This is a genomic window from Methylobacterium sp. WL116, from assembly GCF_008039455.1.
Lineage (GTDB): Bacteria > Pseudomonadota > Alphaproteobacteria > Rhizobiales > Beijerinckiaceae > Methylobacterium.
Window position 1 is genome coordinate 1 of sequence record NZ_VRUV01000018.1, and the last position, 25,671, is coordinate 25,671.

The window sequence follows — 25,671 nt, forward strand, 5'->3', positions numbered from 1 at the left end:
GCGACACCACCGTGGTGTCGGCCTGGTGCAGGATGATCGCGTTGTCCGAGTAGGCCAGGCCGCGGTTGACCGTGTCGCAGCACATCACCGGGATCACCGACGGGTCCTGCTTGGGCTCGTACTTCCAGGCGATGACGGCGTCGTGATCGAGGTCGAGCGCGTAGACGATGTTTGGGAACGGCGTGTGGACGTACATCATGTTGCCGACGACGAGCGGCGAGCCCTCGTGGCCGCGCAGCACGCCCGTCGAGAAGGTCCAGGCCACCTGGAGGTTCTTGACGTTGCCCGCGTTGATCTGGTCGAGCTTCGAATAGCGCGTGTTGGCGTAATCGACCGTCTGCAGCACCTGCTCGGCCGGGTTCGCCAAATGCTTCATCAGATCGTCGTTCGCGAGAGCTGGATAGATCAGCCCTCCATGGACCAGAGTCGCGGCCATTATTGCATTGCGCATGATTGTGACCTTTGGAATTGTCGTATGTGGAATGCCTTCGCATAGGCCGCAGCGATGGCATGCCGGCGTACTGACTACGCGAGGCACGCCTTGGGACGGTTAGACTATGCTGAAGATCATCAGCTCCGTACAACCGATAATTATAAGCACAAAGTCACCAGTGTCTTATAATTTTTGATACTTAATTATTTTTATCGGTTTAGTTGTATTAGTGTTATCTTCGCTTCAGCATAAAAATGCAAGTGTCCAACCGCCCCAAAGAGCCTATGATTGTGGTTGCGCGTCGTTTTGGCACGTGCACGCCATGCAAATGCTTTTGAATGATGGGGTCGGGGCTCTGCTTGCATCTCAGACGACCGGCGTTATCGGAAAAAATGCTTATTGATGGTAGTAGTAGTTCTTAGTTCGGACGCCGTAGCTGAACCGATCCTGGTACCTGCACACGCGCGATCCTCCCCACAGGAAGCCTCTCCCCGTGGTGTAGACTGCGGAAGTTCGCAACCACCGCCCGCGTGCTCGCAATGCCGAAGAACCGCCAACAGCGTCGATGCACACACTTCGACGAAACCGCGGCCAACACAGTATGGTCCGCCGCTACGGACGCGCCCCACGCGGTGAGCGTTGTCGGGTCGCCCATGAGCTGGCAACCGGCGCCCTGGTGGAGGTCATGGCTGACACGCCGCCGGAGCCGAGCCCGGTCTACGTCCTCTATCCGGCGGGCCGTCATTCCTCATCGCGCACCCGCGCCTTCATAGATTGGGCCTCAGCGCTACTGGTGCCGAAGTTCAACCGGGATTGAAGCGAATGGCGGATGGGTTAGCTCTCCGTGCCAGCGTTTCCAAGAGCTGCCCTTCCGCTTTCCACCCAACACGGACGTTTGTCCTACCAGTTCGTATGTCCGATATCCGACCGTTTTCCCGACTGAAACCGATGGCCATCGCTCTGCTACCTGAAACAGCTCCGTTTCTGTCGGGAAAATATGACTGGTTTTCTATTGCGGATTAAACGCTGTTGAATCACTATCCCGACATGCTCGTCGGATATGCCCGCGTCTCCACCCTCGACCAGAACCTCGACTTCCAGCGTGACGCGCTGACCAAGGCCGGCTGCGAGAAGCTGTTCGAGGAGAAGAAGTCGGGCAAGGCCGGGACCAAGCGCCCGGAGTTCGAGGCGGCGCTCGCCTACCTGCGACCCACTGACGTGCTGGTGGTTTGGAAGCTCGATCGCCTGGGCCGATCGCTTGTCGAGATGATGCGCACCATCGACAGCTTGCGCCTGAAGGAGATCCACTTCCGCTCGCTGACCGAGCAGTTCGACAGCGACACCGCCCATGGCCGCTTCGCCCTGCAGATGCACGGGGCCATGGCGGAGTACTTCCTCGACCTCAACCGTGAGCGCACGATGGAGGGGCTGAAAGCGGCATTGGCTCGCGGCCGGAAGGGCGGACGCCCGAAGAAGCTGACTGAGGCCGACATCGAGGTCGGCCGCGCCCTACTCCAGACTGGTACCATCTCGATCGCGGCGATCGCCAAGCGTCTTGGGATTAGCCGGGACACCTTCTACAGCTACTTCCCCCAGGCCCGCGCCGGCAGTCAGGCTACGGTTGCCAGCAAGACCAGCTGACGCCGATGCCGATCCGGCGTGAGCACCGCTACTTCTACCCGATCGACTGGACGCAGCTGTCAGCGACGGTTCGCTTCCAACGCGCGGGCGGGGTGTGTGAGACCTGCGGCCGGCCGAATGGACGGACGGTCTACTGCCTCAGCGATGGACGATGGTGGGATGCCGCGGTCGGCGCTTGGCGTGACGGGCAGGGACGGACGCTCCGAGCTCTGCCGACGATCGAGGATCTCGGCGCCATCCGCTCGACCCGGGTGGTGCTGGCCACCGCCCATCGGGATCACGACACTGCCAACAACGCCGACGCGAACCTCGCGGCCTTCTGCCAGCGCTGCCACATGAACCATGACCGGCTGGAACATCAGCGCCGCCGTTGGCGGACGCTTTTCCGACGCAGAGCCATGGGCGACCTGTTTCGAGGGCACTACGCGCGCCCCTGATCTCTCAAACAGCTCATTGATCTTCCGTGGCCGTCCAGCGTGCTTCGGCGTTTCGGCTTTGGTATCGTGGGTCGGTTCCGGCGGAGTCCCAGTGCCGGCTTTCAACGCTGTCGACCGCGGCCGAGTAGCTGGTCGAACTCATCGGATAACAAAGTGAGCGTCGGACGAGCGCATCGGATCATGGTGGATCCCTCGGGCCTGGATGCGCCGACGCGAGGGCCACTCGATCTTGTCATCAAGCGCCAGCACTACGGGGCTGTGTGGGACAAAAGCCCACACCCTGAGCCTGATGGGTATGTGTGGGACAAAAGCTCACGTCCTAAGCCTATCGAAAGCTGATGAGAGGCCAGAGCAGGATGCAGCCTCCGGCATGAGAGAGCATAGGACGGTGCTTGGCGCGCAGTGCGTATTCACGAAATGTCGGTCCCGCGCCCTGGCGTGAACCTTTTTTGCTCCTGTCAACTCCATCGCAGTTGAAAACCAGACTCAAACCGAGAACTAAGTTAAGCAATCTCGAGATTATCAGTCTTATTCGCATAACGCACAGTATGGAATGCAAAACGACAGTTATGGAACTTCGTTTGTTCTATATGTGCAACAGCAATACAATTTCATGCATAGCAGTATGTTGAGCTATGCGTTGCATGCTGTCGCGGACATAAGTCCTTACGTCTGCGTATGAATAAGATGTGGATATGACATGTTGCACACAGATCGTGTATAATTCATATGTCAAGTGAATGTTGTCTTAACTGTAAATAAGTTAACGAGGCTATCTGCTGCGTTGGGCTGCATCTGTGCCCACGCATGCTCAGATCCCTGTCGGCGACGCCCGAGGCAGTGGCGGGCTTACTTATTCACGAGGCAGAAGCCGGGCGGTCGGCATCAACCCTCGGCCAGCATTGCGCTGCGATCCGCTACACGCACACGCCTGCCAGCCTGCCAGCCTGCCAGCCGGACGCGACCGACGACGGGCGTGCGGGCAGTAAGCAAGGGCATCCGACGATGGATCGGCACGACATCAAATCAGCCCATTGGGACCACGATACCGGTAACAACGCCGACTCCAATCTGACGGCATTCTGCCAGCGCTGCCACATCAACCACGACTGGCCAGAGCACCACCATCGGCGCTGCCGGACGCTGTTCCGTAGGCGGGCAATGAGAGATCTGTTTCGAGGGATTTATCCTTTTTTGTAAGAGCTTACTGGCGTCGAGATGGTGCACGGACGTTAGGGCTGAAGCCGCGTGCGATTGCTGCCTGCACGATCGGAGGCATAGGAATGGCCCAGAGATATCCACAGGCCGCCATATAGAACAAGACGTGAACGAAAGACCGGACTAAGCTAGGAGCACAAACCGCATACGCTCTCTGAGATCGGTCAATGGCGCAGACGGATGAGTGGTCGTGGCCGATCGAACCATACACCGGGACCCCTACCGAACGCGATCGTCCCCTCACCTTCCTTTGGCGTCCGCGGATCGACGAACGGATCCAGTCGGTGGTGCTCCCGCCAGCGCGGAATTTAAGGCATGAGACTGCATGCCAGCGTATTATCGCGGAAGCTGTGCTTGCCCACGAGGAAGGTCGCTACGTTTCTTATTCGCGCCGCAAGGCGTTCTACGCTGGCCGACGACGCTACAATGGTGGAGCCTTCACCTACACAAACGTGCTGTCGGCTGTCGAGGATCTGCTACGACAAGGACTGATCGAGGAGGAACGGGCATCACCCGGCCAGCTGGGCTGGCAGTCACGCTTTAAGGCCGCACCAAATTTGGTGGAAGCATGCGTCGACGTTGAGTTTCGCCAGGAGCTGTTGGGACTGGTCCGTCTCAAGGACACGGACGGAAACCTCGTCGATTACCCCGATACGGATGCGACCGCGCGGATAGCGCGAGAGCTGCGAGCGATTAACGCCAACTTGGCGTCCCTGCGGCTGGAACTTCCAGGCTCTGGCGTGGTCCGATCACGCCATCACCTCATCCTCGATGGCGCCTACTATCGTCCGACTGAACCCGTTCTCTACCGCGTCTTCAACCGAGGCTCGTTTGCCCTCGGCGGTCGCGCCTTTGGCTGGTGGCAAAACCTGCCTCGCACTTGGCGCCAACGCCTCATGATCGACGATGAACCAGTGGCGGAGCCGGACTTCGCACAACTGCACCCCTCGTTGCTCTACGCAATTGAGGGATGCCGTTTGGAGGGGGATGCCTACGAGACCGGTGTGTTCTCTCGCGAGCATGGCAAGCTCGCCTTTAACGTAGCTCTGAACACGAGGACCCTTCAGGGGACGATCGCAGCCTTGGCGAAGAAATCCATCTGGACGCTCACCAGGACGCAAACCGCCGGCCTCCTCCACGCACTCGCGCGGCGCAACGCGCCGATCGCCCGATACCTTCATGCTGATCAAGGCATCGCGTTGATGAACCTCGACAGCCGGATTACGATACGCGCCCTCCAGCGCTGCATCGCGGCTGGTATCCCCGCGCTGCCGATCCATGACAGCATGCTGACACCCTGCCGTTACGAGGGCCGTGTCTCAGAGATCATGGAGGACAGCGCTGAGTTCGTACTTGAGCGGCCAAAGCCTTGCCGCGTCAGCATTTCTGCCGTTACAGTTCCACAGATGCCCTCGGGGTGGTTGTTTCCCTCTTCCTTTCCTTCCTTCCAGCTGGCCCTGTTCCTCGATCTTCCAGCCTCCGTGGTCGTCGGCGATCAGATCCGTGCCTTGCGTCGCTCGCTCGGCCTCTCTCAAGCATCTCTGGCGACCAGGCTCGGCTGTCGCCAACCGCACGTTGCGAACGTGGAGAGCGGTCGGCACCGCCTTGGTGAGTGGGCGCAGCGTCGTCTGCGCGAGCTGATGCGCGAAGTCCGTGATCAGGAGCGATAAGCGGTGATCGCCTCTCGCGAAATCCGGGTCAGCTTGCTGATCTCACGCCGCAGTTCGATCATCTCGTGCGTGCGCATCCCATGTCGGTAGGCACCGTTGCGCTTACCCGGCGGTGCGCCGCTGCCGTGGGCGCCGCCGTGCATCCGGCAGCGCTTCTTCCCTTCCACGGCTGGTGACTGGCACGGGCTCCCGGCTCGTGTCCGTGCCCCGCAACGAGGCGCCGACAGGAGCGGCAAGGGCTGGTTTCCCTGACGTCCGTTCGGGTGCATGAGGTTGGTGTCTGTTTTCATCGTGAGTCCCTCCCCCCCTGGGTGACGTTGCCGACGATCGCCTGACTGCCTGGGTAGACATGAACGTGCTCCACCCGCACGGTCTGCTCGCCCTTGCGCCGCAGCTTGGCCAGCGCCTCGACCTGAGCGGTGTAGGTGCGCAACAGTTTTGTCGCGAGGGCGCCGTACCGCTCCAGCGCATCGGTCGTGTCCGCCAGCTTGGTGCGGGTCAGCATCTCCATCGCGACCTCGTGCACGCCGACCATCTGCGTGGCCAACATCGCTTCGACCTCGTTCTGGGGGCCAATCCCGCTGACGGCGGCCAGCCCGGCGTTCAAAGCCATATCGGAGGGCAGTTTTTCCCCACGCTCCCGCATGACGGCCGCCACACGGCCGATGTTGTGCTGTGCAAACTCGGGTGAGGCCGTACCGAACGTGTCGATCGTTGTGAGGAGGTGGCCCGCATCGTCGTCATGCTTGCCGCGCCAGTCGAGCTTGTTCGTCTCGCCGCTTTGGTTGCCGTAGGCGAAAGGTTCGGTTCGGGCGCGGTAGCGTTCAGCGGCCCGTTTGATGGCGTGTTGCTCTCGCTCCGTAGGAGGAGGGCGCTTCGAGCGGTCCAGTTGGTCGTCTGTTACTGTCATGGGTGGGCACCTGTTCAAACAACATATTACCACACATTAGCTCACCCACGTACACTCCTACGCTTTTCACAGGATCAATCAACTGCGGTTCCCAGGGGAAAAAGCCTGCACTCTGGCAGGCGCTAAAACTGAAAGTGCAGCGGCTTTGATTTTGTTTGATTGTTTTCAAATCCCACCAGGGACCGGGGTTGATGCCGCTACTGACCCGATTGTCGCTGCTACCGAATGCTCCCCGGAAGGAACCCTGATGAAGCAACCCTTCACTACCACCTCCCGACCAGCTTCAGCCCTCCAAGGTCGAGCCTGCCGATGGGGCGCCGCTGCCGCCCTGGCGTGAGACTGCGCCTATCGCCGTCGCTCTGATCGCCATCCTGAGCGCGATGGAAAGCGGACCAAAGGTCGGACCTGCCCTAAAAGCGTACCGCTCGGCCATCCGTCGCCAGGGACAGGAGGCCGTTGCAATAGGCGGGCCCGAGGCGATGGAGGCAGTGTTGCGCCAGGTCGTCGAGGCCGCTCCAGATCAGGCTGGGCGCGAAGCGGCGCTCACAGAGGCATGGGGCGGGTTGCCGGGATGGCGGTCATGAGTATCGTTCTGGCTCAAGTCCGACTGAACGGGCCGTTTCCTGAGGCCATCTCGGTCCTGTCCCCAAGCAGCCGGCGCCCTGACGCGATCACTTGCACCGTCTCACGGCACTCGCATTCTGATCGTGCGACCGCTTCCAGATCGCGCAGGTACCCAATTACAGCGCGACGGGTCTCCGCATCCTGCCCCTGTGCAAGCTGGACCTTTGAGGTGACGAGGACGGGAACGCCCCTCCAAAACTCAGCTCTCGCTACCGAGAGCTTAGCCGTATCCTGGAACCTGATTGAGCCGAAAGCTGGAACGGCACCCTGCGTCGAAATAGTCAGCGTCATATCAATTAGCCTGTGCCGTCCTCGGATAGGATGCACTTGCCTGATAAGAAACACTGATGTGCAAGCATTTGATGCTTTGGAAATCGAAGCCTTTAAGACAGAGGACACATTCTTGTGGCCTCACTGGTGCCCCCTTATCGCTCTAGACCGCGCTTCAGGGCCGATCGCCTTAATGCGACGTGCTCACCACCCCAGCCCGAGCGCGCGCGTTTCGTCGCTCGGCTCGACTGTTCGCAGGTTTTCGATCACCACCATCAGTGCTGCGAGCGCCGCTGCGCGAGGTTCGGGCGTCCTCGCATCCCGCTTATCGAGGGCTTCTGCGAAGGCGATAGACGCTACCACAGCCTCGGCGATCGTCATGTCGAGCCAGGGTGGTACGACGACGCGCCGCTTCAGGCTCGCCGCCGTGCTGGAAGCTGCGAAGATCACCGCCTCACGCATGCCCAGCGTACCAGTCTCGATCGCCGCTACCCACGGCCTCATCACTGTCGCGAGCAGCGGCTGCAGCTCCGCGTCCTCCAAAATCCGACCCGTCACTTACTCACTCCGATCTGCCAATCATCCGTCGCCGAGATCGTCCGGCACCTCGGCGATGATTATTGGACCCGGCTACTACGACAACCCGTTTCTAGAAATAGGTCCGGGAGACTCTGCCATGCTATCGCCTCGCGACCACACCGAGACCCAGACCTTCGATCCGCCGATCGGCGGCACGGTCGCTGCAGCCGAAACCGCGATCCTGTCGCTTTTGACCGCTGCCGAACGCCATCAGGTCGGCTCGCCGGCCGCCAAGGCCTTTACCGCCGCGATCCGGCGGAAGGGCGAGGAGCTGATCACCGCTGGTGGCGGGGGCGATGCGCTCGACTACGTGGCCAGCCGCATCCACGCCGCAGCACCAGAGAAGGCCACCGAGCGCGAGGCGATCCTCGCTGCCGCATGGGGCGGGTTGCCTGGGTGGCGCTCGTGATCCCAGCGGACATCGCCACGAAGCTCGCCAAGCTCCTGCCGCGGCTCGGAAGCGAGCATGACGGCGAGGTTGTCGCCACCGTGCGTGCGATCGGTCGGACGCTGAGTGCCGCGGGCCTCGACTGGCATGCCCTCGCCGCTGCTGTTGAGGCACCATCCAGCGGCCCCCGTCCCTTCGATCTGTCCACCTTCGCCGACATGATGGCCGAGGCAGCACAAGCGACGACCGCTCGCGACGACGCTGGTAAGGCCCCAGAAGCACCTGCCCGAGCCTGGGGCATGAAGCTCTGGGAAGACCGCGTCGAGCCCTGGACTACCGTCGCGCAGCACGCCCTCATGCTCGACTGGACGTTCCTCAAGGCACAGGGCGGTCGCATCCTGACGAAGGAGGAGCGGAGGCGTCTTAAGGAATGGGCACGCCTCGGCCTTCTCACTAATGCTGAGGCCGATTGGCTGTCCGGCGTTGTTCAGCGCCTACACGCTGTCGCTGAGAAGGCCCGCGCCGATCAGAGAAAGACGGCATGACCCCGCGCGAACAAGCCGCCTTCGCCGCCGGCATCCAGGCCGCGCGCCAAGCCGTCATGACGGCCGCTGTTACCATCGAGGTCCGCGACGACGCACGAGAGGTTCGGCAGCAGGCCGCTGCGGCAGCGCTCCACGGCCTCGCCGCCGGGCTGAAGGCGGCATTCCTCGATCCCCGAGCCGAGCCCGATCCGACAACCTCGACCTGCATTCCACCTGCATTTGCAGACCCCGATGAGGGAACAGGTGCCATAGGTTCTGTCTATGAAAATGGCGTGGTAGGATAGGCCATGACCACGGCAGGCAAGTTCGAGCCCGGCCAGTTCGGCAACCCAGCCGGCAAGGCGAAGGGTACGCGGCACCGCACGATGCTCGCCATGGAGGCGTTGCTGGAAGGCGAGGCCGAGACCCTGACCCGTAAAGCCATCGAACTCGCCTGCGAGGGCGACACAGTTGCACTGCGCCTCTGCCTGGACCGGCTCGCGCCTGTGCGGAAGGACCGGCACGTCATCTTCGACCTACCGGCGATAGACACCACCGCCGACCTACCGAAAGCCACGCACGCCCTTCTGCAAGCCATCGCGGCCGGCGAACTCACCCCGTCCGAGGCTGCCGACATCGGCAAGGCCGTGGATGCCCACGTCCGTGCCATCGAGGTCACGGACATCCACGAGCGGCTTGCACGTCTCGAAGAGGGATCGACCCGATGACGCATCCGACCGTCAGCCGGCGCCTTGCCAAGATCGAGAGCCGTCACGGGCTCTCTGGCGACATCGCCTATGCCAGCGATGCCCAACTCTAGGCCGTCGTCCGGGCTGCCTACGGCGATCTCAGAGCGGAGCACGGCAGTCTCGCCCTCGCGGCCCAGCACCTGCGCGGGACGGGCGATGCCGGCGATACGGCCCTCGCCATCCTGATCGAGGAAGATACGGGAGGCTTCGATGCGCGCTACCCCTGAAGCACAGCTCGCCAAGATCGAGGGTCGTCACCGCGACCGGCAGCCCGGCACGCACCGCCTCACCGACGACGAGTTGCAGGGCCTCATCGCTTGGCTGAAGGCTCCCGACGAGGCGCAGGCCGAATGGGCGGTCAGCGTTCTACAGCGCGAAGGGCTGATACCATGACGATCAACCTCCGCTCGCGCCTTCGCCGGATCGAGACGAGGCAAGGGCACGGTGAGCGCCCGATGTCCGCAATCCTTATCAGGCCGCAGAGTGACGACGGTCGCGAGCGGCAGATCGCTGAGCGCATGGTCGCGGGCACATACCGGCTCGGCTGGCCGCTTCTCATCCTTCGCGCATCACCCCTGCCAGGAGGCACCGAACGGCCACGACGACCAATGCCTTCCGCCGTCGTCTCGACCGGATCGAGAGCAGCCAGAGCACCGGCCGCATCACCGCGATCTGCAACCTCGGCGGCTATCCCGAGAGCGTCACCGCGGAGGCCGTGATGGACTGGCGGACCTGGGTTGCTGATGGTCGCGCCACCCGGTCCGGCCCCGTTCTCACCTTGCCGGCGTCGGTTCTGACGGCCGACGAATGGACTGCCGTTCACGAGCTTCGCGACGGGAGCTTCCATTGAGCACCGGGGATCTCCGCCGTCGCCTCTCCCGCATCGAGAGTGGTCCTACGAAGGCGCGCCGACCATGATCCTCACCGATAGGCCGCCAGGCATCGGGCCTGACATCCACGTTGAGGACGGGCGGGCCTGGGTCGCCGATGGCCTCGGCATCGTCACGAACGGCGTGCTCTGCGTCACCGGCCCGGAGATGTCGGCAGACGAGCGGGCGGCGCGGCACGTGGACTGTCGGAGTTGTGCCACAGACTCGTTCCGAGAAGGGCGGGGGCACGAACCCTCAGCTACGTGCACCCGAAAGATTGCAAACGATGCATGGTGTAGAAAAAATGCAGTCTTAAAGCAAAGTTTACATCAAATGATGATTTGAGATATTGGATCTCCGACATAGTCGTTTCGACTGAGTTCTACCGAGGCGTGATGCAGCAGGTACTGACCCGGAAGCTGGAAGGCTTCGAAGACCTATCGGATGACGATCGCCGGGCCTTGGATGGCTTGGCGCCGCGCATTCGGCAGGTTGGTGCACGGGTCGATCTCGTCCGAGAAGGCGACGAACCCGAGCACGTCCATCTGATCCTTGATGGTCTTGCATGCCGCTACAAGGTGCTGCCAAGCGGTAAACGCCAGATCATGGCTCTCCTAGTTCCAGGAGACTTCTGCGATCTCAACGTATTTATCCTCGATCAAATGGACCACAACATCGGTACCATCTCCGCGTGCCATGTCGTCGACATTCCGCGTCAGGCAATCGAGGAGATTACCCAGGCCCATCCGCAGATCACGCGGGCCTTCTGGTGGTGCGGTCTTGTCGATGAGGCGGTACTTCGAGAATGGCTGGTCAACCTTGGTGGCCGTACGCCAGTGCAGCGTATCGCTCATCTTATCTGCGAACTGTTGGTTCGGCTCGATGCGGTGGGAAAAGTCACGAACGACAGCTACCCCTTTCCGTTCACGCAGGTGGAGCTTGCGGATGCAATGGGCTTGTCCGCCGTTCACGTGCACCGTACGCTTCGCGAGCTTCGTGATCTCGGCCTGATCACGATCAAACGGCGGGTTCTGACGATCCATGATGTCGAGCAGCTCAAGTCGTTCTGCGGCTTTACACCGAACTACCTCCATCTCAAGAACACGCGTTGGGGTGCACGCCGGAGCGAGCCATGGCTGAACAAGCTTCGGGAAAGTTAGTCATGAATGCGCGCGACAACGTCGAGGCGTTGCTTGTGCTGCAGTCGATCTTAGTTGACACGGGCAGCCCGGATCGGGAAGGGCGTCTAGTCCTGGCCAACGGCCTACTGATTGCCGTGCTGGTGCGTCTCGATACCCCCGACCACGAGATGGGCAACGGCTGGTTCGTGGAGGCAGCTTTCGGACGACTTTTCGGGATCTCGGCGCCGATCTTCGCCACGCTAGAGGAGGCTACGCGATGGCTGCGCCAGCACCGAAAGCCATGACTGAAGCAGGATTGGCGCTGCAAAAGTTCGCACGATAGCAGGACAGGCGAAGTAGCACTAACGATCGTCATCAAACACCATACTGTGATGTCTAAACTGTCGCGGGCTCAATCGCGTACAGCGCCTGTTGTCAGACGCTTCAAGATTTTCCTGCCGCATCTCCATTGTCTGGAATTACAGTGATTAAAATTTTGCTCGCTGCTGCTGTTGCGGCTGGGCTCTCTACACCTGCTTTCGCCCAGTATCAGGATGTGCCCGCGAGTACGGGTGGGGTCGGGCCGCGCGGCGTGCCTGATGTCGTGACCCGCCAGCCAGGTTCGACCGGCGAGGAGGGAGCAGTTACCCACTCGCCGACTGGAAGCGCCGAGGATGGAATTTCAGACGACTCGGCGGCTTCCGGCAACGAGGGGCAGCCTTCACGCCTAGGCTCGACCGGTAGCGGTGGTGGAAGGTAGCATCTTCGGCACTATCAGTCTGCCGTGACCCTTCAACCCGCCCGGTTCGCCGCGGCGGGTTTTGCATGCCGCCAGCTGTGCAAGCTGCTGGGTCAAAACGATCAATTCGACAGGATCTGGCATCTTAAGTGATGAGACCTTCATACCAGGCGAGCCAAGCGTTCGTCCCATAAATGTCACGGGGAAGATTTTCGGCTTTGTACCGCCCATTCGCGACAATCTCGTCAATTGGTTATAAGCTCGCTAGATAAATCATATTTTTTGATCACTTATGATTTGTTTATCGAACCCATAAGGTCGCAGGTCTGGACCTCTCGATCACGCTGCCTGTTCTGTTTCTACGTCCATCATATTTGGGCGAGCGAGGTTTACGGGTGACGGAACATACCTCTGGTCAGGACAGCCGCCAGGGCAAGCGTGGCAGACCAGCCCTCTATGTCTTGATCGTAAGCGTCGGATTGATGCTCACTTCCTTGGCTGGGCTAATGATTTGGCAGGGAGCGAACTCCCCTCCTGACTACGCCAGCCAGAGCCAAGCCGCGTCGCGGAAGCAGATCACCGGGTCCGAAAGCGGCAGATCGGATGTCACGTCATCTGCGAACAGCAGTGGTGTGCCTGGCGGTAATCCAGCCTATCCGCAGCCAGCCGTACGCAGGGCCAACCCATGAAATCGGCCGAGACGACGACGACCGATGTAGCCGAAATCGCGGTGCTCGCGCGCGCCAAGCGCAACTTCCAAAACAATGGTTTGGGAGATCGAATGTGGGGTGCCCCCGGCGCTGCGGATGAGCCTCCGCTCAGCGAAGCTTTTTTTCTGAGCGAGGACCAACGTGCTGACTTCATCGCAGCTGCACGAGCGGAGATCGAGGCCGAGAATGGCTCTCCGCATCAAGCAGACGCAAGCGCCCCTTATATCGAAGGCGATGCCATGAGTTTCGGTATCAGCGCGCTGTACGGGAGCCGCGACGATGCGCAGTCGGCGAAAGGCACGTTGATCGCATCCGGCATCCCCGAGGGGGCGATCCGGCTTATCGTTTGCCCTACCATACCTCCGGTCGGCTGCAGCGAGCCTGGAGAGCCGACCCCTGCCGACGGCGTGCTTCACAGACAGCTTCGCGAAATCGGTCTACCGGCTGCGGCGTGGGGATCTTACTGCGCGAAGCTGGCCGGCGGAGGAGCGATGCTGAACCTCCACGTCGAGGAGGCGGAGGTTGAACGTGTAATGGGCATTCTAAAGGACCATGTCTCAGTCGACGTGGAGCAACGTGTCGCGACCTGGGACTTGGAAGGCTGGGGCGGTACGTCGCCGGTCTCGACCGAGGGGTGGGGTGGCTACTCGGCAACTTCGACGGGTGGCACGAAAATCACTGCCAGCCAGGACTAGCACCATGGCGCAGATACGTCCCCAATCCGAAATGTCCGACCTCGATGCGGTACGTCGTTATGCGGTGAGCGTTATCACTCAGTCTCAAGGTGAAGCTTTGGAGATGAGAGCAATCACCCTTGCCCTTCTCGGGGGGATCATGTGGCGCGGGGTGCCAGGTTCGACCACAATGACCCAGAATGCAGACGGCAGAAACGCTATTCTCACGACCACCCTTGGAGATCGACGTCTAACTTTTAGTTATGATGAATCGACCGAAACGATAAAAATGCGTGAAGATACCTTGGATGGGCCAATTATTCACAGCTTCTGTAATCGGACCTTGCTAATAGATTTCGAACGAACATTCAGCGTACTATGGAGCTGAAATCGCATCACGAAATCAATCGATAGGCCTTCTGCAGCTTCAACCCGAACTACCTCCATCTGGATCGTCGAATAATGTAGGCTTAATTTCAATTAGCATCGCGCAGATATTCGAAAGAATTATAACACAGAATAAAGATAGATAATAAATACTTAGATGGAGACGAAGTATCACTACAGTTCGCGCGCCATCATAGTGACTCTGGCATCCATAATGCGATCGCCATGTGAGTCGTGAGCGTTTGCCGTAAAAACGGTTCTTCCTCGATTTTTCTCTCCATCGTGTAGCATTGCCGCCAGTGTCTGCCGTAAGACTTGTGCCAGCTCGTCGGGTCCGGAAAGAACAAGCCCTTCTTTCTCATGTACCTGTGCTTGATCTGACGTCGATATAAAATAACGCGGCATAGATATCTTCCTTGCGACTATCAGTGTTCTGTGCCAGGCCGGTTTGGCCGTGGTGCCTCACCATGATCTTTTACGAAGCTTGAGCGTTCAGGATCGCCCTTAGACTTCGCTACTCTGCCCCGGAGCACAGATGCGACTACAATGACCACCATCAGGGTCATGATCGCCAAACCAGCAATAAGATATTCATTTCCCGGCATGTTATCTGCCTTTATAAAATATGGGTTATGCCGCTTTCGCTCTAACTTAAAACGAAGCCTTTAGAGATGATCGATTTTTAAGGCCAGATCGTTGCAGCGAATACTATAGCCGCTACCATGCAGTAGGATGAAACTAATATGAAGCTGAAAGACATAGTAGATGAACCTTGCCGACGCTATCAAAACGCGGTTCCGTCAGCTGGATCGGGGGGGGCAACAACCAACGGCACCGGTCGATAGTATCTTCACCGGAACCCCGGTCAGCGTAGGCTAGACAAAATATCTGAGGCGGTATGATCAATTGCTAACTATCTGTGAAGTTTTAATCCTGCTGCGGATTAATGTGCAGGTATGCGACAGTAATTAAATCGCGCACCCATTCCCTGCCGAGGTTGGAGGGGGTAGACCCCTGGCTCACCCGACTTCACGCGTTCCAGGGTACGAGCACTCTCGCGTTCGAACTGGCGCGGTGTCATCTCGCTTCCGTCCAAGTGTCGAGCTAAATGCGTCCGATAGGCTACTGCAGCTTCCTGATCCGGGCTGAACGTGACGTCTTCTCGCACAGCTGCACCCGTGCATTCCGCCTATTCCGTGTATGAGATGTGCCGTGCATCACGATCCGCTTTGAGGCGCGCAATCTCATCCCGGAACACGCCTGTCAGGCTGAACCTGCACTTAAAGGAACCCGCTCCCCGAATACCCCTTGAAGGCGTTCGCCCGGCGAATGTAGCCGACGACCGTGCGCGGATCGCGGTGCCCGGACTGATCCATGATGCGGGCCAGGTCCGCGCCGCGCTCGGCCGCAGACGTGATGTAGCCGGCCCGGAGGCTATGCGCCCCGAACGTCGAGGCATCGAGCCCAGCCGCCGCCGTGTATCGCTTCACGATGTCGGCGACCGCCTGTGTCGTAAGGCGCGGCTCAGAGAGCTGGGTTCCCGTGTCCTCCGCCGAACCCCTACGGCGCACGTTCCCCGATCGCGACACCGGTCGGAACAGGGGGCCATCCGTGATCCCGGCGGCGTCGAGCCATTCTCGCACCAGGGCAACCGGGCGGATGAAGCGGCCATATGGAATGGCCTTCTCGAACCCCTGCCCTTCCTGATCGACCTTCGACCGCCGCACCATGACACGTAGGCCCTCGGGATGGTCGCGGAGATCGGCCACGTCGAGGGCGACCAGCTCGGACCGCCGGAAGGCCCCGGCGAACCCGAGCGCCAGCAACGCCCGATCGCGCTTGCCTGTGAGAGTATCGGGCGTCCGCATCAGGATCGCGGCCATGATGTCGGCGGTGGCGGCGGCTTTCTGGATGGGGGCCGTGCCGATCCGCCGCCGGATGCCCTTGGACGCCGCCCGCACGCCCTCGTCGTCGGTTGGGTCCGGCCGGCCGGCGAGTTTGTGCGCATACCGGATCGCGGCAAGCCGCCGGCCGATGGTGGACGTGGACCGCCCCACTTCGGCCTCGTGGACAAGGAACCCTGCCACGGCCTCGGGCATGGCGGGCAATGACCGGAAGCCGTACCGGGTGCACCAGTTCTGGAACACCTTTGCGTCGCCCGTGTAGGCGCGCACCGTTGCGTCGGCCTTGCTCGCCCGCTGATAGGCGCGAACGATCGCAGCCGTCTCGGCGGGTAGCGATGTTTCGGCCTGGACTAGCTGCGCAGGACCATCTTCGAAGATCACGGTTTATCCCCCCAGGCCTGGATCACGAACACCAGGGTCCAAATCACGACGAGTCCGCAAACCAGGCCGAGCAGCATGCGATTGAGCGGTAGCAGCCCGTCGGTCGGTGCGAAGGCGTAGGCCAGGAAGCCGAGGAAGCCTCCGAACACGCCGATCGACATCAGGAGCTGCCGCCGTCGATCACCGCTGCAAACTTTCGAGAATGACCGTTATCGAAAGTTACAGCTGGGGTGGCTGGCTAGCAAGTGCGTCGGCACGCCGATCAGCAGCTACGTGCTTACGTAACGACGTAGGCATGGATTGAACCAATTAGCCGTTCTCTTTGTCGAGGTGGGCCATTAGCGCCGCCTCAATCACGTCCTGGTGGCTTGCGCCTCGGTCGAAGGCAAACCGGCGGAGGCGCTGGTACTGGCCTTCCGAAAGCCGAAGTGTGAGCGACTTCGTGCGGGGTTCGCTTGCCGACATGCTCCGGCTAGGAGACGGGGGGATGGGCGGCGCTGGCTCCAAGGATGTCGACGAGGCCGCGTTACCCTCCCCCCTTTGCGGGACGTCAGTCGGCCGTGGTGCGCCTTTCGATTGGATCAATCCCTCTAGAGATAGCGTCTGTTTCCCGGCCATGTTTAACGCCTTTTCCCTTTGCCTGCGTCCTTACGCAGTTGCGCCATTACGTACTCAAGCACTTCCTTCACCTCTCGCGCTGCGGTCGTCTCTGGCTCAAGCTCCGTCACCGCCCGTCCCGAGATTGCGGCGGTCGGGAAATCGGTTCGATCGTGGATCACGGTCGGTGCGAGCTTGCCATGTTTCGCAAGAGCCATCACCGCTTGCATCTGCAAACGGGTTCGCGGTTTCGCCTGTGTCAGTACGAAGACGAACGGACACCCCGCGTCCTCGATCAGCGCCAAGGTGTCACCTACCGCGTCAAGATCGTCGGGGGAGGGGCGGACTGGTACAACAGCGAGGCTGGCGTGTCCGAGTAGCGTGCGCAGTTCCGGACGGACCGAGGGGGGGGTGTCGACGAACAGGAACTCGATCCCGGCCTCAGCCAACCGCGCCGCGCCAGCTGTGAAATCTGTGACCTCGATCCGGACAAGCGCCGGCTGCTGATCCTCCCGGCGGTTCCACCAACTTGTGAGAGACCCTTGCGGATCTGTATCGAGAAGGGCGGTTGGATGTCCCGCTTGGTGCGTCGCCACCGCAAGGCTTCGCATCAGCGATGTCTTACCCGCGCCGCCCTTCTGGCTCGCCACCACCACGACGTACATCATTGCCTCATTGCGTGCTTACGTAACGACGCAATTGCGTCAGCCCGTAGCTCAGTTCGCCAGCCTCGACTGGGATGGTTAAAGGAGCCTTATCACTCATTTCATGGTCATCGCCACGCCGCCGTTAGGTGCGTAAGCCGGGCGAGCTGCGATGGTGCGGCCGCCCGGCGAGCACCGTGGACGTCCTATCTTGTCGTGGATGCGCTCGGCCGGCATGGGATCGGGAATGACAGACAACTCATCTCGTGAAGCCGCTGAAGCCCTCCGTGCGATCGGTCGGAACGTCGAGCCTCCGGGCGACGACCTTGGCCTGTGGCTCGTGGATGGCCATGAGTGCAGCGATGTCGAACTGATTGCGCTGGCACAGCTTTTTGGGCTGCTAACTGAACCGGAGCAGGCACAGTGAGCGACTCCGTCGGCGGGGGCACTTCACAGCCACGCTTAGGTGTGACACCGTATCGGGATGCCTGCCACGCTTCCCGGCGGATGCCGCGTCGTTGTCCTCCCGTACGACCCTCATCCAGGGCGCTATGTCTAGCTGATTAGTCGAGAGCACGGTCCAGCCGTGAGGGCCCCAAGATCCTATCGGGAAGAACGAACGGCGCTTCTTGCCGGCCTCAATCAAGCCAAGCAATTTGCTGAGCTGCAGGCTTCGTTCCTTGGTGCTTTCCCTACATAAGGCCACAAAAAGCCCGACGCAGCTTGTGCCGGGCGGGCTGAAAGATTGACTCATCTCGACGAGCTATCCGGCCACAGGGAGAGCAGCTGCTAGGTCCAGAACGGCAGATGGCACACTTTCGAGCAGGTGCCTGATCATTTCGGATCGATCGTCGAGCATGACCGAGGGCGGCTCGCCGACGATCATGCGCCAACCTTTCACAAAATCGGCGAGCGACAACCGAGCGAGAGGGTCCTTCACTTGCGCCGCATAGTCCAAGGACGGTGGCACGAGGTCGGTCATACGATAGCTACTTCTGGCAACCAGATAGGTTCACAGCGGCTGCGTGTAGGGTGAAGAGATCAGCGCCGACGATGTGGCTCTATGCTACCGGAATGGAACACACGAAGAAGCCCGCTGCGGCTGATACCGAGCGGGCTGATCTGATGGGTTTGCCGCGGGGATTAGCGCCGAATTGAACCGGCGAGCTGTGGGTTAGAGCCCCTTCTTCGTCCCAATGGTCCGGCCGCCACCACGACGCATCATCGAGCGACGCATGGTGCGGTGCCGCATCATCGAGCGACGGCTCATCCGCACCTGCACGGTCGGGGCCTCGGGCTGGACGAGGCTCGGCGCGGGCGCCAGCGTCGCAGCGGAGACGGCGCCGGCCGACATCAGGACGGCGCCGAAGGCCGCGGCCGCGATCGCAGAGGCTGTGAGACGGGTCTTGGTCATCGGTGCCGGATCCTTGCTGTAGCACCGGGTCGGTGCCACGGCAGGAAACCACGGGCACGATCCGATCGTTCCTCAGTCACGACTGCTGTCGGTCGGCTCCATATTAAGCCGATCCTGAAAAGATTTCTACTAACCTAGCGGCACACAAAATATTGATAATTGTTGGTTTTTTGCGAAGGGTGAAACTTTCCTATTTTCTGGCCCGTCATGTCATCGGTTTGGTGATCAAAGCCAAGAAGGCAGGAGAAACCTATGCGTGCAAGTTCGCTGGCTTTTGCCGGGATGATTGTAGCTGTAGCGCCTGTTATGGCGCAGGAGTCCCAGCAGCCCTCCGTAACGGATCAGCAGAGAAAATCTGTCGGTGATGAAAAGGCCGCTGAGATCCGAGCATTGATCGAGAAGGCTCGGATTAGACAGCAAGGGGTCGATCGGCAGAACGAGAATTTATGGTCCCGCTGGACGTATGCGGTTTGCATTGGCTGCGGGCCTGTATCGGGGAAGATCCGCATGGTGCGAACGAACCCCTTACGTGTCCTGATGGGCATTCCCGCCGCCGAAGATGACGCCCGCGGGGGCCGCGGAAAGCAGCGCGTCTAACCGCATAAATGTTCGTGCGATTGAGCCCGAGATCACACTTACGGGGGAGTGCGGCACCACCATGTCAAGCAGTGCCACGTTGGCATTGGTACGATGGGTGGATAAAATGGTCCGTCAAGCAGATGATGACTATCGACTCAAACGCGTAGCTTCTCCTTAATGCCACATTTGATGGTTACTAAAGCTTAACCGAGAAACTACACACCCAACTAGTGAGCGCAACCTGAGGGTGAATTCGTGTATTGAGAAATCGGTTTTAGCGACGGAGGATGTGATCCTGATGTCAAAGCCGTTTGAGAATGCCGTGGTTGTCTGGCTTGACCCTAATCGCCCAGACTTCGGTGTCACACTTATAAATGATGTCCCATCGGGTCTCTCCGCCTTGCATCGGTACGGCATTGACGAGGCACTACAGAGCATCGAGGCGCCCCTTTGGCATACCGCTGCCGGTGCACTCGTTCACGCTGATATTGAGCCGTCGTCCACGAACATCAAGAAGGCTTACGACGCCCTTTTAAGCCTGGTGAAACGCACCGCCCCCGTCCCATCTCGTATACGCCTCCGCGTATCCCCGCGTGGTATGCGCGAGCATGTAGAAGCCTTCTTCGAAGCGACTAGGGCCTGTCGTCGCCTGAACAGATTGGCTGGGCTTGCGTTTTCGTCTCTCTGATGGAGGAGGGACGATGCTGAGCGACGCGCAATGGACTGATCTGGAGCCCCTGGTCGAAGCCTGCCGGCCCAAGGCCAAAACGCCTCCTCAGGATCTGCAGCGCACGCTCTCGGCCATCCTTTGGCGGCATCAGAACGGAGCCAAATGGCGAGCTATTCCCGAGGAATTGGGACCCTGGTGGCGGGCTGCCCAGATCTTCATCCGCTGGTCGCGTGCCGGCGTCTGGGAGCGGCTTCTTCACCTCGTGCAGGAGCGCGGTGTCCAACTCGGTATGGTGTTCCTCGACGGCACGAACGTTCGGGCGCACCAAAAGGCGGCGGGAGCCGCCAAAAGGGGGGATCTGCAGCCGAGCGAGACGCTCGTGAAGCTGTTGGCCGCTCGCGTGGCGGGTACGGCACCAAGGCTTGCGTGATCGCCGACGGGCAGGGCCGCGCCATCGCCTTCCGGCTGGCGCCCGGTCAGGCCCATGAACTCCCTCACGCCGTTCCCCTGCTCGACCAACTGCCGGGGGTGCCCAAATGGGTCGTGGGGGACCGCGGCTATACCAGCCACGTCTTTCGCGAACACATCTGGAATATGGGCGCTCGGTCTGCGATCCCGCCTCAGCGCCACGAAGCGCCCGTGGCCTGCCCGGATTGGATCTACAACAACCGTAACCAGGTCGAGCGCCTCTGGGCCAGGCTCAAAGAGTGGCGTGCCATCGCCACCCGCTACGAGAAGACTGCCGTCAGCTTCATGGGCATCCTCTCCCTCGCAGCCGCCCTCGATTGGCTCAAGCGATGACACGCCCTAGGCACGGGCTTACAAGCTGACCCTCAGGGATGGGACAGTTCGCTGGGCGCGGTAGTATTACGATCAACGATGCCTGCCTGCCCCCTTTGCGACGCCTCACCCGGTGACGTGGAAGCCCTGCTCGATCTGACCGACTAGGTGAATTTGCGCCTCGCCGCTCTCCACAACCTGCAACCGGCGTGACTGTGATGCTTTTGGTGCTGGCCACGCCCCGTTGAGAAAGGCCGCCGGCTCTCGGTGTTACCTGCCACCGCCGAGTGGGCGGCCGCACCGAAGAGGACGGGGCTGCCGTTCTGGTCATAACAGTGAAGGTGCCCGGCGTTCAGCATGAACCGCCAGTGCAGCTACATAGACAGCTCGCCCTTCGGGCGTGATTGTGATCAAGCGCTTACCCGGATGGCCCTCACAGGGAGCCTCGGTGACCCATCCACGGGCCGTGAGGCAAGCGTTAGCTGCATCCCAACGGTTGTAGGTACGCGGCCCGCGTTCGAGGATACGCAGTCGCTTGAGGGCCCAGGACGTCACCAAATCGGACCCACCACAACGACCGTTGCAACAAAAGCGGCTACGAACGCCATCTCGGCCGGGTCGTCCGCACCCGTCCAAGGCATGAGCTGCAATGCGCCAGCCGCAAACAGGAGTACCAAAAGACCCTCTAGCTGCGAGCGGACCCTAGCCATCCTTTTGGCTGCCCCGCCTACCCTGAGCCATCCTCGTCCATCCTAGGGGTAGAAATCTGACGGGTGCCCGGGCCGAACGTCCGCATCGAGTATTTAGCGGACCGTGGCCTTTCGGCTAGAAGCGGGTGTTCTACCTTCCACCCTGAGCGGCCTTCAATCCTGTCCCGCCAGGACGGCTCGCGACTCCGCCACGTTGCCCCGCTTTGGCTTGCCCAGCAGCACGGCAATTTCAGCTTGGCATGCCAGCTAGCGCCGGGTGAAGTGCAGTATGAAGCGACTGCCCAGCCACTCGATGGTGTCAGGTGCGCGCTTCCCGCTCCGCCTCAGCAGTTACGAACGCGAGGCACCGGGCGCGGGCTTGTCGGTCGTCAATGGTGTCGAAGGCTCGCGTGAGAGCGAGTGTTTCCGTTGTCCGAGCGTTCAGCTCTTCCGCATCAAACAGAGCCACTATAGGCTGATCCAGGGCGCGAGCGATGCGCTCTAGACTTTCGCGTACATCAGAAAGGTCACGAGGTTGTTGGGGCATGACGGCACAACGTCTTTAATATAAAAAGTGGCAAAGTAGTTTAGTTTATCTTCTGTACGCCAGTATTCTCCAGCCGGCGCAGCAGCTCTGTACCGCACCGGATCAATAACCCTATCTCCGCCAACGCCTGGATAGACGCCGCTTCGAGGGCAGCAGTGTGGCGACCTAGGTCTGGATGCGCCCGCAACGAGGGCGCACGCAGGTTCTCGATCGCCGAGAGCAACGTGTCCTGCTGAGTACGCAAACCATCGAGCAGTAGCCGGACCCGCGTACCGTCATAGAACGCGCTTGCAGCGTTGGCTGTCAGCACCTTCTCGACGGCGTTGGAGCGGATGTTCATCATCGGCGGCTTGAACCGGCCTTTGAGAGGAATGACAGTCGCGCTCATGTGATCGTCTCGTATCTCGGTGGGGTCACGCGACTGCCTGCGAGGCTTGGCGTACCTGCCGGGTCGCAACATCGACCTGCTCGCTCGCCCGGGCGATGTCCTCCATGCTGCTGGCGATCGTCGTCACACCGTGCGCGGCCGTCTGCATGCTGCCCGACATCTCTCGCGTGACTGCAGACTGTTCCTCGACCGCAGCGGCGATGGCGCCCGACACCTCATCGAGCGAGCGGATCGTCGCCTGGATCGAGCCGATGGCGTCCACGGCCTCGCGCGTAGCCGTCTGCGTCGCCTGGATCTGTCCGCGGATCTGATCGGTCGCTTTGGCGGTCTGCTCGGCCAGTGCCTTCACCTCGGAGGCGACCACGGCAAAACCCTTGCCCGCGGCGCCAGCTCGGGCTGCTTCAATGGTGGCGTTGAGGGCCAGCAGGTTGGTCTGCGAGGCGATGCCCTGGATCATCGTCACCACCTCGCCAATCTGCGCCGCCTGGGTGCTCAAGCCCGCAACGATGCTGCCCGTGCGCTGCGCCTGCTCAACCGCCTGTCCGGCCATCCGTGCAGCATGGCTTACCTGCTGGCTGATCTCGCCGACTGAGGCCGAGAGCTCCTCAGCGCCAGAGGCGACGGACTGGATGTCGTTCGAGACCTGCCCCACCGTGCCAGCCGCCTCGACCGTCTGACGGGTGACATTCTCGACGGCTTGCCCGATCGCATCGAGGTCGGTGCCGATCGCGTGCTGCGCTTCGATCCAGCGCTGCCGCTCGTGCACCTGGGCGCTGATGTCGGTCGCGAACTTCACCACTTTGATCGGCACGCCGTCCCGGTCGCGGATCGGGTTGTAGGTTGCCTGGATCCAGACTTCTCGACCGCCCTTGGCGATGCGGCGGAACTCGCCAGCTGCGAACTCGCCCCGTCCGAGTTGACCCCAGAAACTGCGATAGGCTTCTCCCGTTCGTTCGTTCGCATCAACGAACAAGCTGTGATGCTGACCGCGGATCTCGTCGAGCCGGTAGCCGACTGCGTCGAGAAAGTTGGCGTTGGCGGTCAGGATGGTGCCGTCGAGGGTGAACTCGATGACCGCCTGCGAGCGGTTGAGGGCGGCAAGCTGGCCTTCCTGGTCGATCGCGCGCTGCACCTGCGCCGTGATGTCGGAGGCGAATTTGACGATCTTGCTGACCCGACCGGCGCGGTCGAGGACTGGACTGTAGGTTGCCTGGATCCACACCTCGTGACCGTCCTTGGCGACACGCTTAAACTCACGGGTCTGCGGCTCACCGCGGCGTAGTGCGTCCCAGAACGCGCGATAGGCCGGTGCGTCGCGCTCCGACGACGTGACGAGGTTTCGGTGGTTCTGACCCTTCAGTTCGGCCAGCGTGTAACCGACGAGACCGAGGAAGTTGGCGTTGGCATCGAGGATCGTACCATCGGGGGCGAACGCGATGCGGGCGCGTGAGCGGTCGATGCTGTCGAACAACGCGCGTAAGGGGGTGTCGAACAAGCGCACCGGCGGGCTCCATGCGGATAGATTGGATCTGTTCCGCCTGTCATGCCAGATTATAATCAATAATTCCCTAATCTATAGTCCCATCACGGAATTGCCATCAGCATAAAATTCTGCGATAAACCAATCAATTGATAATAACGAGATCGGAAACTGCATTTGATGGTTTCAGTTGCGCATCACCGAAATTGGAGGCCCTTGCGAGACTATCTAGGATGATTGGTAGGTCAGCCACCGCTGGGTGGAGTAGAGGAGGAAGCGCCCGCCTCCGCGACCCACGCTGATCCGAGCTTGCCGCACCATGGCCCGACGCATCCGCCAAAGGTGGTGGCGTTCCCGTCTCATTAGCAACGCAAACTGAGCAGGTTGTTGCGGTACATGTAGAAGGGCCGCGCTACCAGCACGGCCGATGGAGCAAAGGACCGGCGTGCTGTTGCTCCACCGGTCGCGAGACGACAGGATCTGAACGGGATCAAGCCTCCTTTGACTCACTGCCCCCAAGTGCCACGAGGTTCTGCAGCAGCTTCCTGTAAGAGGAATCGATCGAGCTGCCTCCACGATCGCTGCTCCAGACCTGCTGCATGGCGAGGCCGGCCCGACCCTTGACCGCCAGGCCGGGGATCGTGGCAGCATCCATCGCGGCGATGTCGAAGGCGATCTGCATGACATCGCGCCCGGCATGGAAACGGGCATCTTCGACAATCGGGATACCAGCCGCCTCGCGCGCCGCAAGATGGGCGGTATGGTAGGCCTCGCAGGAGGTCCGAAGGCGCCGATGGTGCTTGCAGATGCGGGTGCGCCCGTCGTGGTACCGCTTCGTGTTCTGCACGGCCTCCCATGGCCACAGGATCATCACGCGATGGTCGAACTGCCTGTGGCAGGGCTCGCCGTCCACGTTGGGTGGTGCCTCCCCATGGAAGTACCACCCTGCCGGGCCGGTGATGCGCGGACGAACGATCTCGGGCGGGATTTCCGGCTTGATCGTCTCGAACTGGGCGACACGCTCGGCCTTGCGCTCGCACAGCGTCAGGAAGCCGGCCAGGGCCTTGTCCAGGTCGGCGCCGAGCCGGATCAGGTCGGCGTCGGGGCTCGGTGCCGCCGCAAGGACCGCGGGAGCCGCGAGGGCGATTCGAACAGGTCGAGAGCGCGGTGAGGCCGCGCAGGAAGCCGCGACGGGATGAGGGACCGTTCATCGGCCGCCCTCCCGCCAGTCGGCGCCGATCGTGCTGAGGACCAGGGCCGCCCGCGTCGAGGGTGGGGCAGCCGTAACCATGGCATCGGCCCTGGCATCTGTCGGCCAGTGGCTGAGCATTTTGTCGGCTAGCGGGGCGATCGGGGCCAAGAGGGGGCTGTAGTGCCCGCTGTAGTACCGTTCTTCTGGGCTCAGCATGCCGAGCAGCTCGTCATGGGCGTGACCGTGCTCGCGAGCGAGGAAGGCGACGTAGCGTCTCATCAGGGGCAGGGTCAGCGGCTCGGCCACTGCAGACGGGCTGCCGATCAGCGTGACGCCGCCGCCGATCAGGGGCAGCGAGAGCAGGCCGCGTAGGAAGCCGCGGCGGGGCGGGACGGGCTCGTCGTTGCGCATCGCCGCGATGGCGCGGGTAACGGGGCCAGTCTGCGGGTTCGAGGTGTGCAGG

The 25,671-nt window shown here is 61.2% G+C and carries 28 protein-coding genes and 1 pseudogene; 16 read left to right on the top strand and 13 right to left on the bottom strand.

What is annotated here, in order from left to right; translation table 11 throughout:
- A pseudogene (locus FV223_RS03435) lies at positions 1-451 on the bottom strand (PQQ-dependent dehydrogenase, methanol/ethanol family); the annotation flags it as partial.
- Positions 452-1,118: 667 nt separating this feature from the next.
- Here FV223_RS03435 and FV223_RS32360 point away from each other — a divergent pair.
- The 5 genes from FV223_RS32360 (at position 1,119) to FV223_RS03460 (ending at position 5,399) form a co-directional block, all read left to right on the top strand.
- The gene (locus FV223_RS32360) at positions 1,119-1,250 is read left to right on the top strand and encodes a hypothetical protein (protein WP_281407435.1); all 132 of its coding nucleotides are present in this window, start codon (positions 1,119-1,121) and stop codon (positions 1,248-1,250) included.
- A 230-nt stretch (positions 1,251-1,480) separates the two neighbouring features.
- Entirely contained in the window at positions 1,481-2,074 is a 594-nt protein-coding gene (locus FV223_RS03445) for a recombinase family protein (protein ID WP_147725503.1), read from the top strand.
- Between the two features lie 5 nt (positions 2,075-2,079).
- Positions 2,080-2,511 carry a hypothetical protein gene (locus FV223_RS03450; protein ID WP_147725482.1) on the top strand — a complete coding sequence of 144 codons (432 nt, stop codon included), beginning with the start codon at positions 2,080-2,082 and terminating at the stop codon, positions 2,509-2,511.
- Positions 2,512-3,318: 807 nt separating this feature from the next.
- A complete protein-coding gene (locus FV223_RS30065) occupies positions 3,319-3,711 on the top strand; it encodes a hypothetical protein (RefSeq protein ID WP_187276046.1) in 393 nt (130 codons plus the stop codon).
- A gap of 185 nt (positions 3,712-3,896) precedes the next feature.
- Positions 3,897-5,399: a helix-turn-helix transcriptional regulator gene (locus tag FV223_RS03460; RefSeq protein WP_147725483.1), complete on the top strand. Its 1,503-nt coding sequence runs from the start codon at positions 3,897-3,899 to the stop codon at positions 5,397-5,399.
- On the opposite strand, the gene FV223_RS31475 is transcribed toward FV223_RS03460, so the two are convergent.
- The 3 genes from FV223_RS31475 to FV223_RS03485 all read right to left on the bottom strand — a co-directional run bounded on the left by FV223_RS31475 (position 5,387) and on the right by FV223_RS03485 (position 7,761).
- Positions 5,387-5,566, bottom strand: coding sequence for a hypothetical protein (locus tag FV223_RS31475; RefSeq protein WP_246689592.1), 180 nt, complete (start codon positions 5,564-5,566; stop codon positions 5,387-5,389). The genes FV223_RS03460 and FV223_RS31475 overlap by 13 nt on opposite strands.
- A gap of 119 nt (positions 5,567-5,685) precedes the next feature.
- Positions 5,686-6,309 carry a hypothetical protein gene (locus FV223_RS03470; RefSeq protein ID WP_147725484.1) on the bottom strand — a complete coding sequence of 208 codons (624 nt, stop codon included), beginning with the start codon at positions 6,307-6,309 and terminating at the stop codon, positions 5,686-5,688.
- Positions 6,310-7,407: 1,098 nt separating this feature from the next.
- Positions 7,408-7,761 carry a hypothetical protein gene (locus FV223_RS03485; protein WP_147725485.1) on the bottom strand — a complete coding sequence of 118 codons (354 nt, stop codon included), beginning with the start codon at positions 7,759-7,761 and terminating at the stop codon, positions 7,408-7,410.
- A gap of 118 nt (positions 7,762-7,879) precedes the next feature.
- Between FV223_RS03485 and FV223_RS03490 the strand changes: the two genes are divergently transcribed.
- From FV223_RS03490 to FV223_RS03540, 9 genes are all read left to right on the top strand, one after another.
- A complete protein-coding gene (locus FV223_RS03490) occupies positions 7,880-8,191 on the top strand; it encodes a hypothetical protein (protein ID WP_210247495.1) in 312 nt (103 codons plus the stop codon).
- Positions 8,179-8,715 carry a hypothetical protein gene (locus FV223_RS03495; protein WP_147725487.1) on the top strand — a complete coding sequence of 179 codons (537 nt, stop codon included), beginning with the start codon at positions 8,179-8,181 and terminating at the stop codon, positions 8,713-8,715. Before FV223_RS03490 ends, FV223_RS03495 begins: the two co-directional genes overlap by 13 nt.
- Entirely contained in the window at positions 8,712-8,999 is a 288-nt protein-coding gene (locus FV223_RS03500) for a hypothetical protein (protein ID WP_147725488.1), read from the top strand. The genes FV223_RS03495 and FV223_RS03500 overlap by 4 nt, the downstream gene beginning before the upstream one ends.
- Before the next feature lie 3 nt (positions 9,000-9,002).
- The gene (locus tag FV223_RS03505) at positions 9,003-9,422 is read left to right on the top strand and encodes a DUF5681 domain-containing protein (RefSeq protein ID WP_147725489.1); all 420 of its coding nucleotides are present in this window, start codon (positions 9,003-9,005) and stop codon (positions 9,420-9,422) included.
- A 231-nt stretch (positions 9,423-9,653) separates the two neighbouring features.
- Positions 9,654-9,836 carry a hypothetical protein gene (locus FV223_RS03510; protein WP_147725490.1) on the top strand — a complete coding sequence of 61 codons (183 nt, stop codon included), beginning with the start codon at positions 9,654-9,656 and terminating at the stop codon, positions 9,834-9,836.
- 871 nt (positions 9,837-10,707) lie between these two features.
- Entirely contained in the window at positions 10,708-11,472 is a 765-nt protein-coding gene (locus FV223_RS03515) for a Crp/Fnr family transcriptional regulator (RefSeq protein WP_147725491.1), read from the top strand.
- Positions 11,473-11,474: 2 nt separating this feature from the next.
- Positions 11,475-11,738: a hypothetical protein gene (locus tag FV223_RS03520; RefSeq protein ID WP_147725506.1), complete on the top strand. Its 264-nt coding sequence runs from the start codon at positions 11,475-11,477 to the stop codon at positions 11,736-11,738.
- 1,119 nt (positions 11,739-12,857) lie between these two features.
- On the top strand, positions 12,858-13,577 hold the full coding sequence (locus FV223_RS03535) for a hypothetical protein (protein ID WP_147725494.1): 720 nt from the start codon (positions 12,858-12,860) through the stop codon (positions 13,575-13,577).
- 4 nt (positions 13,578-13,581) lie between these two features.
- Entirely contained in the window at positions 13,582-13,944 is a 363-nt protein-coding gene (locus FV223_RS03540) for a hypothetical protein (protein WP_147725495.1), read from the top strand.
- Between the two features lie 1,279 nt (positions 13,945-15,223).
- On the opposite strand, the gene FV223_RS03550 is transcribed toward FV223_RS03540, so the two are convergent.
- The 3 genes from FV223_RS03550 to FV223_RS03555 form a co-directional block, all read right to left on the bottom strand.
- Entirely contained in the window at positions 15,224-16,228 is a 1,005-nt protein-coding gene (locus FV223_RS03550) for a site-specific integrase (protein ID WP_246689593.1), read from the bottom strand.
- A complete protein-coding gene (locus tag FV223_RS30070) occupies positions 16,225-16,389 on the bottom strand; it encodes a hypothetical protein (protein WP_187276047.1) in 165 nt (54 codons plus the stop codon). Before FV223_RS30070 ends, FV223_RS03550 begins: the two co-directional genes overlap by 4 nt.
- A gap of 459 nt (positions 16,390-16,848) precedes the next feature.
- Complete coding sequence (locus FV223_RS03555) at positions 16,849-17,493, bottom strand: ParA family protein (protein WP_246689594.1); 645 nt, start codon at positions 17,491-17,493, stop codon at positions 16,849-16,851.
- 223 nt (positions 17,494-17,716) lie between these two features.
- Here FV223_RS03555 and FV223_RS03560 point away from each other — a divergent pair, with 223 nt between their 5' ends.
- Complete coding sequence (locus FV223_RS03560; protein ID WP_147725497.1) at positions 17,717-17,896, top strand: hypothetical protein; 180 nt, start codon at positions 17,717-17,719, stop codon at positions 17,894-17,896.
- 336 nt (positions 17,897-18,232) lie between these two features.
- Here FV223_RS03560 and FV223_RS03565 read toward each other — a convergent pair whose 3' ends face one another.
- Positions 18,233-18,451, bottom strand: coding sequence for a hypothetical protein (locus FV223_RS03565; protein ID WP_147725498.1), 219 nt, complete (start codon positions 18,449-18,451; stop codon positions 18,233-18,235).
- 192 nt (positions 18,452-18,643) lie between these two features.
- Complete coding sequence (locus tag FV223_RS30075) at positions 18,644-18,883, bottom strand: hypothetical protein (RefSeq protein WP_187276048.1); 240 nt, start codon at positions 18,881-18,883, stop codon at positions 18,644-18,646.
- Positions 18,884-20,163: 1,280 nt separating this feature from the next.
- Here FV223_RS30075 and FV223_RS03575 point away from each other — a divergent pair.
- Positions 20,164-20,933 (top strand): IS5 family transposase gene (locus tag FV223_RS03575; protein ID WP_147725500.1). Its coding sequence is split into 2 segments (ribosomal slippage): positions 20,164-20,479 and positions 20,479-20,933, totalling 771 coding nucleotides; the frame shifts between segments, so codons are not numbered across the junction.
- A gap of 1,255 nt (positions 20,934-22,188) precedes the next feature.
- On the opposite strand, the gene FV223_RS03580 is transcribed toward FV223_RS03575, so the two are convergent.
- From FV223_RS03580 to FV223_RS30080, 4 genes are all read right to left on the bottom strand, one after another.
- The gene (locus FV223_RS03580; RefSeq protein ID WP_147725501.1) at positions 22,189-22,536 is read right to left on the bottom strand and encodes a hypothetical protein; all 348 of its coding nucleotides are present in this window, start codon (positions 22,534-22,536) and stop codon (positions 22,189-22,191) included.
- Between the two features lie 25 nt (positions 22,537-22,561).
- Positions 22,562-24,037 (bottom strand): PAS domain-containing methyl-accepting chemotaxis protein, encoded by a 1,476-nt coding sequence (locus tag FV223_RS03585; RefSeq protein WP_187276049.1) that lies wholly within the window; start codon positions 24,035-24,037, stop codon positions 22,562-22,564.
- Positions 24,038-24,506: 469 nt separating this feature from the next.
- Positions 24,507-24,929, bottom strand: a complete 423-nt coding sequence (locus FV223_RS03590; protein ID WP_147725502.1) for a hypothetical protein — start codon at positions 24,927-24,929, stop codon at positions 24,507-24,509.
- A 294-nt stretch (positions 24,930-25,223) separates the two neighbouring features.
- Positions 25,224-25,671 (bottom strand): hypothetical protein (locus FV223_RS30080; RefSeq protein ID WP_187276050.1); only part of this gene is annotated, 448 nt, incomplete at its 5' end.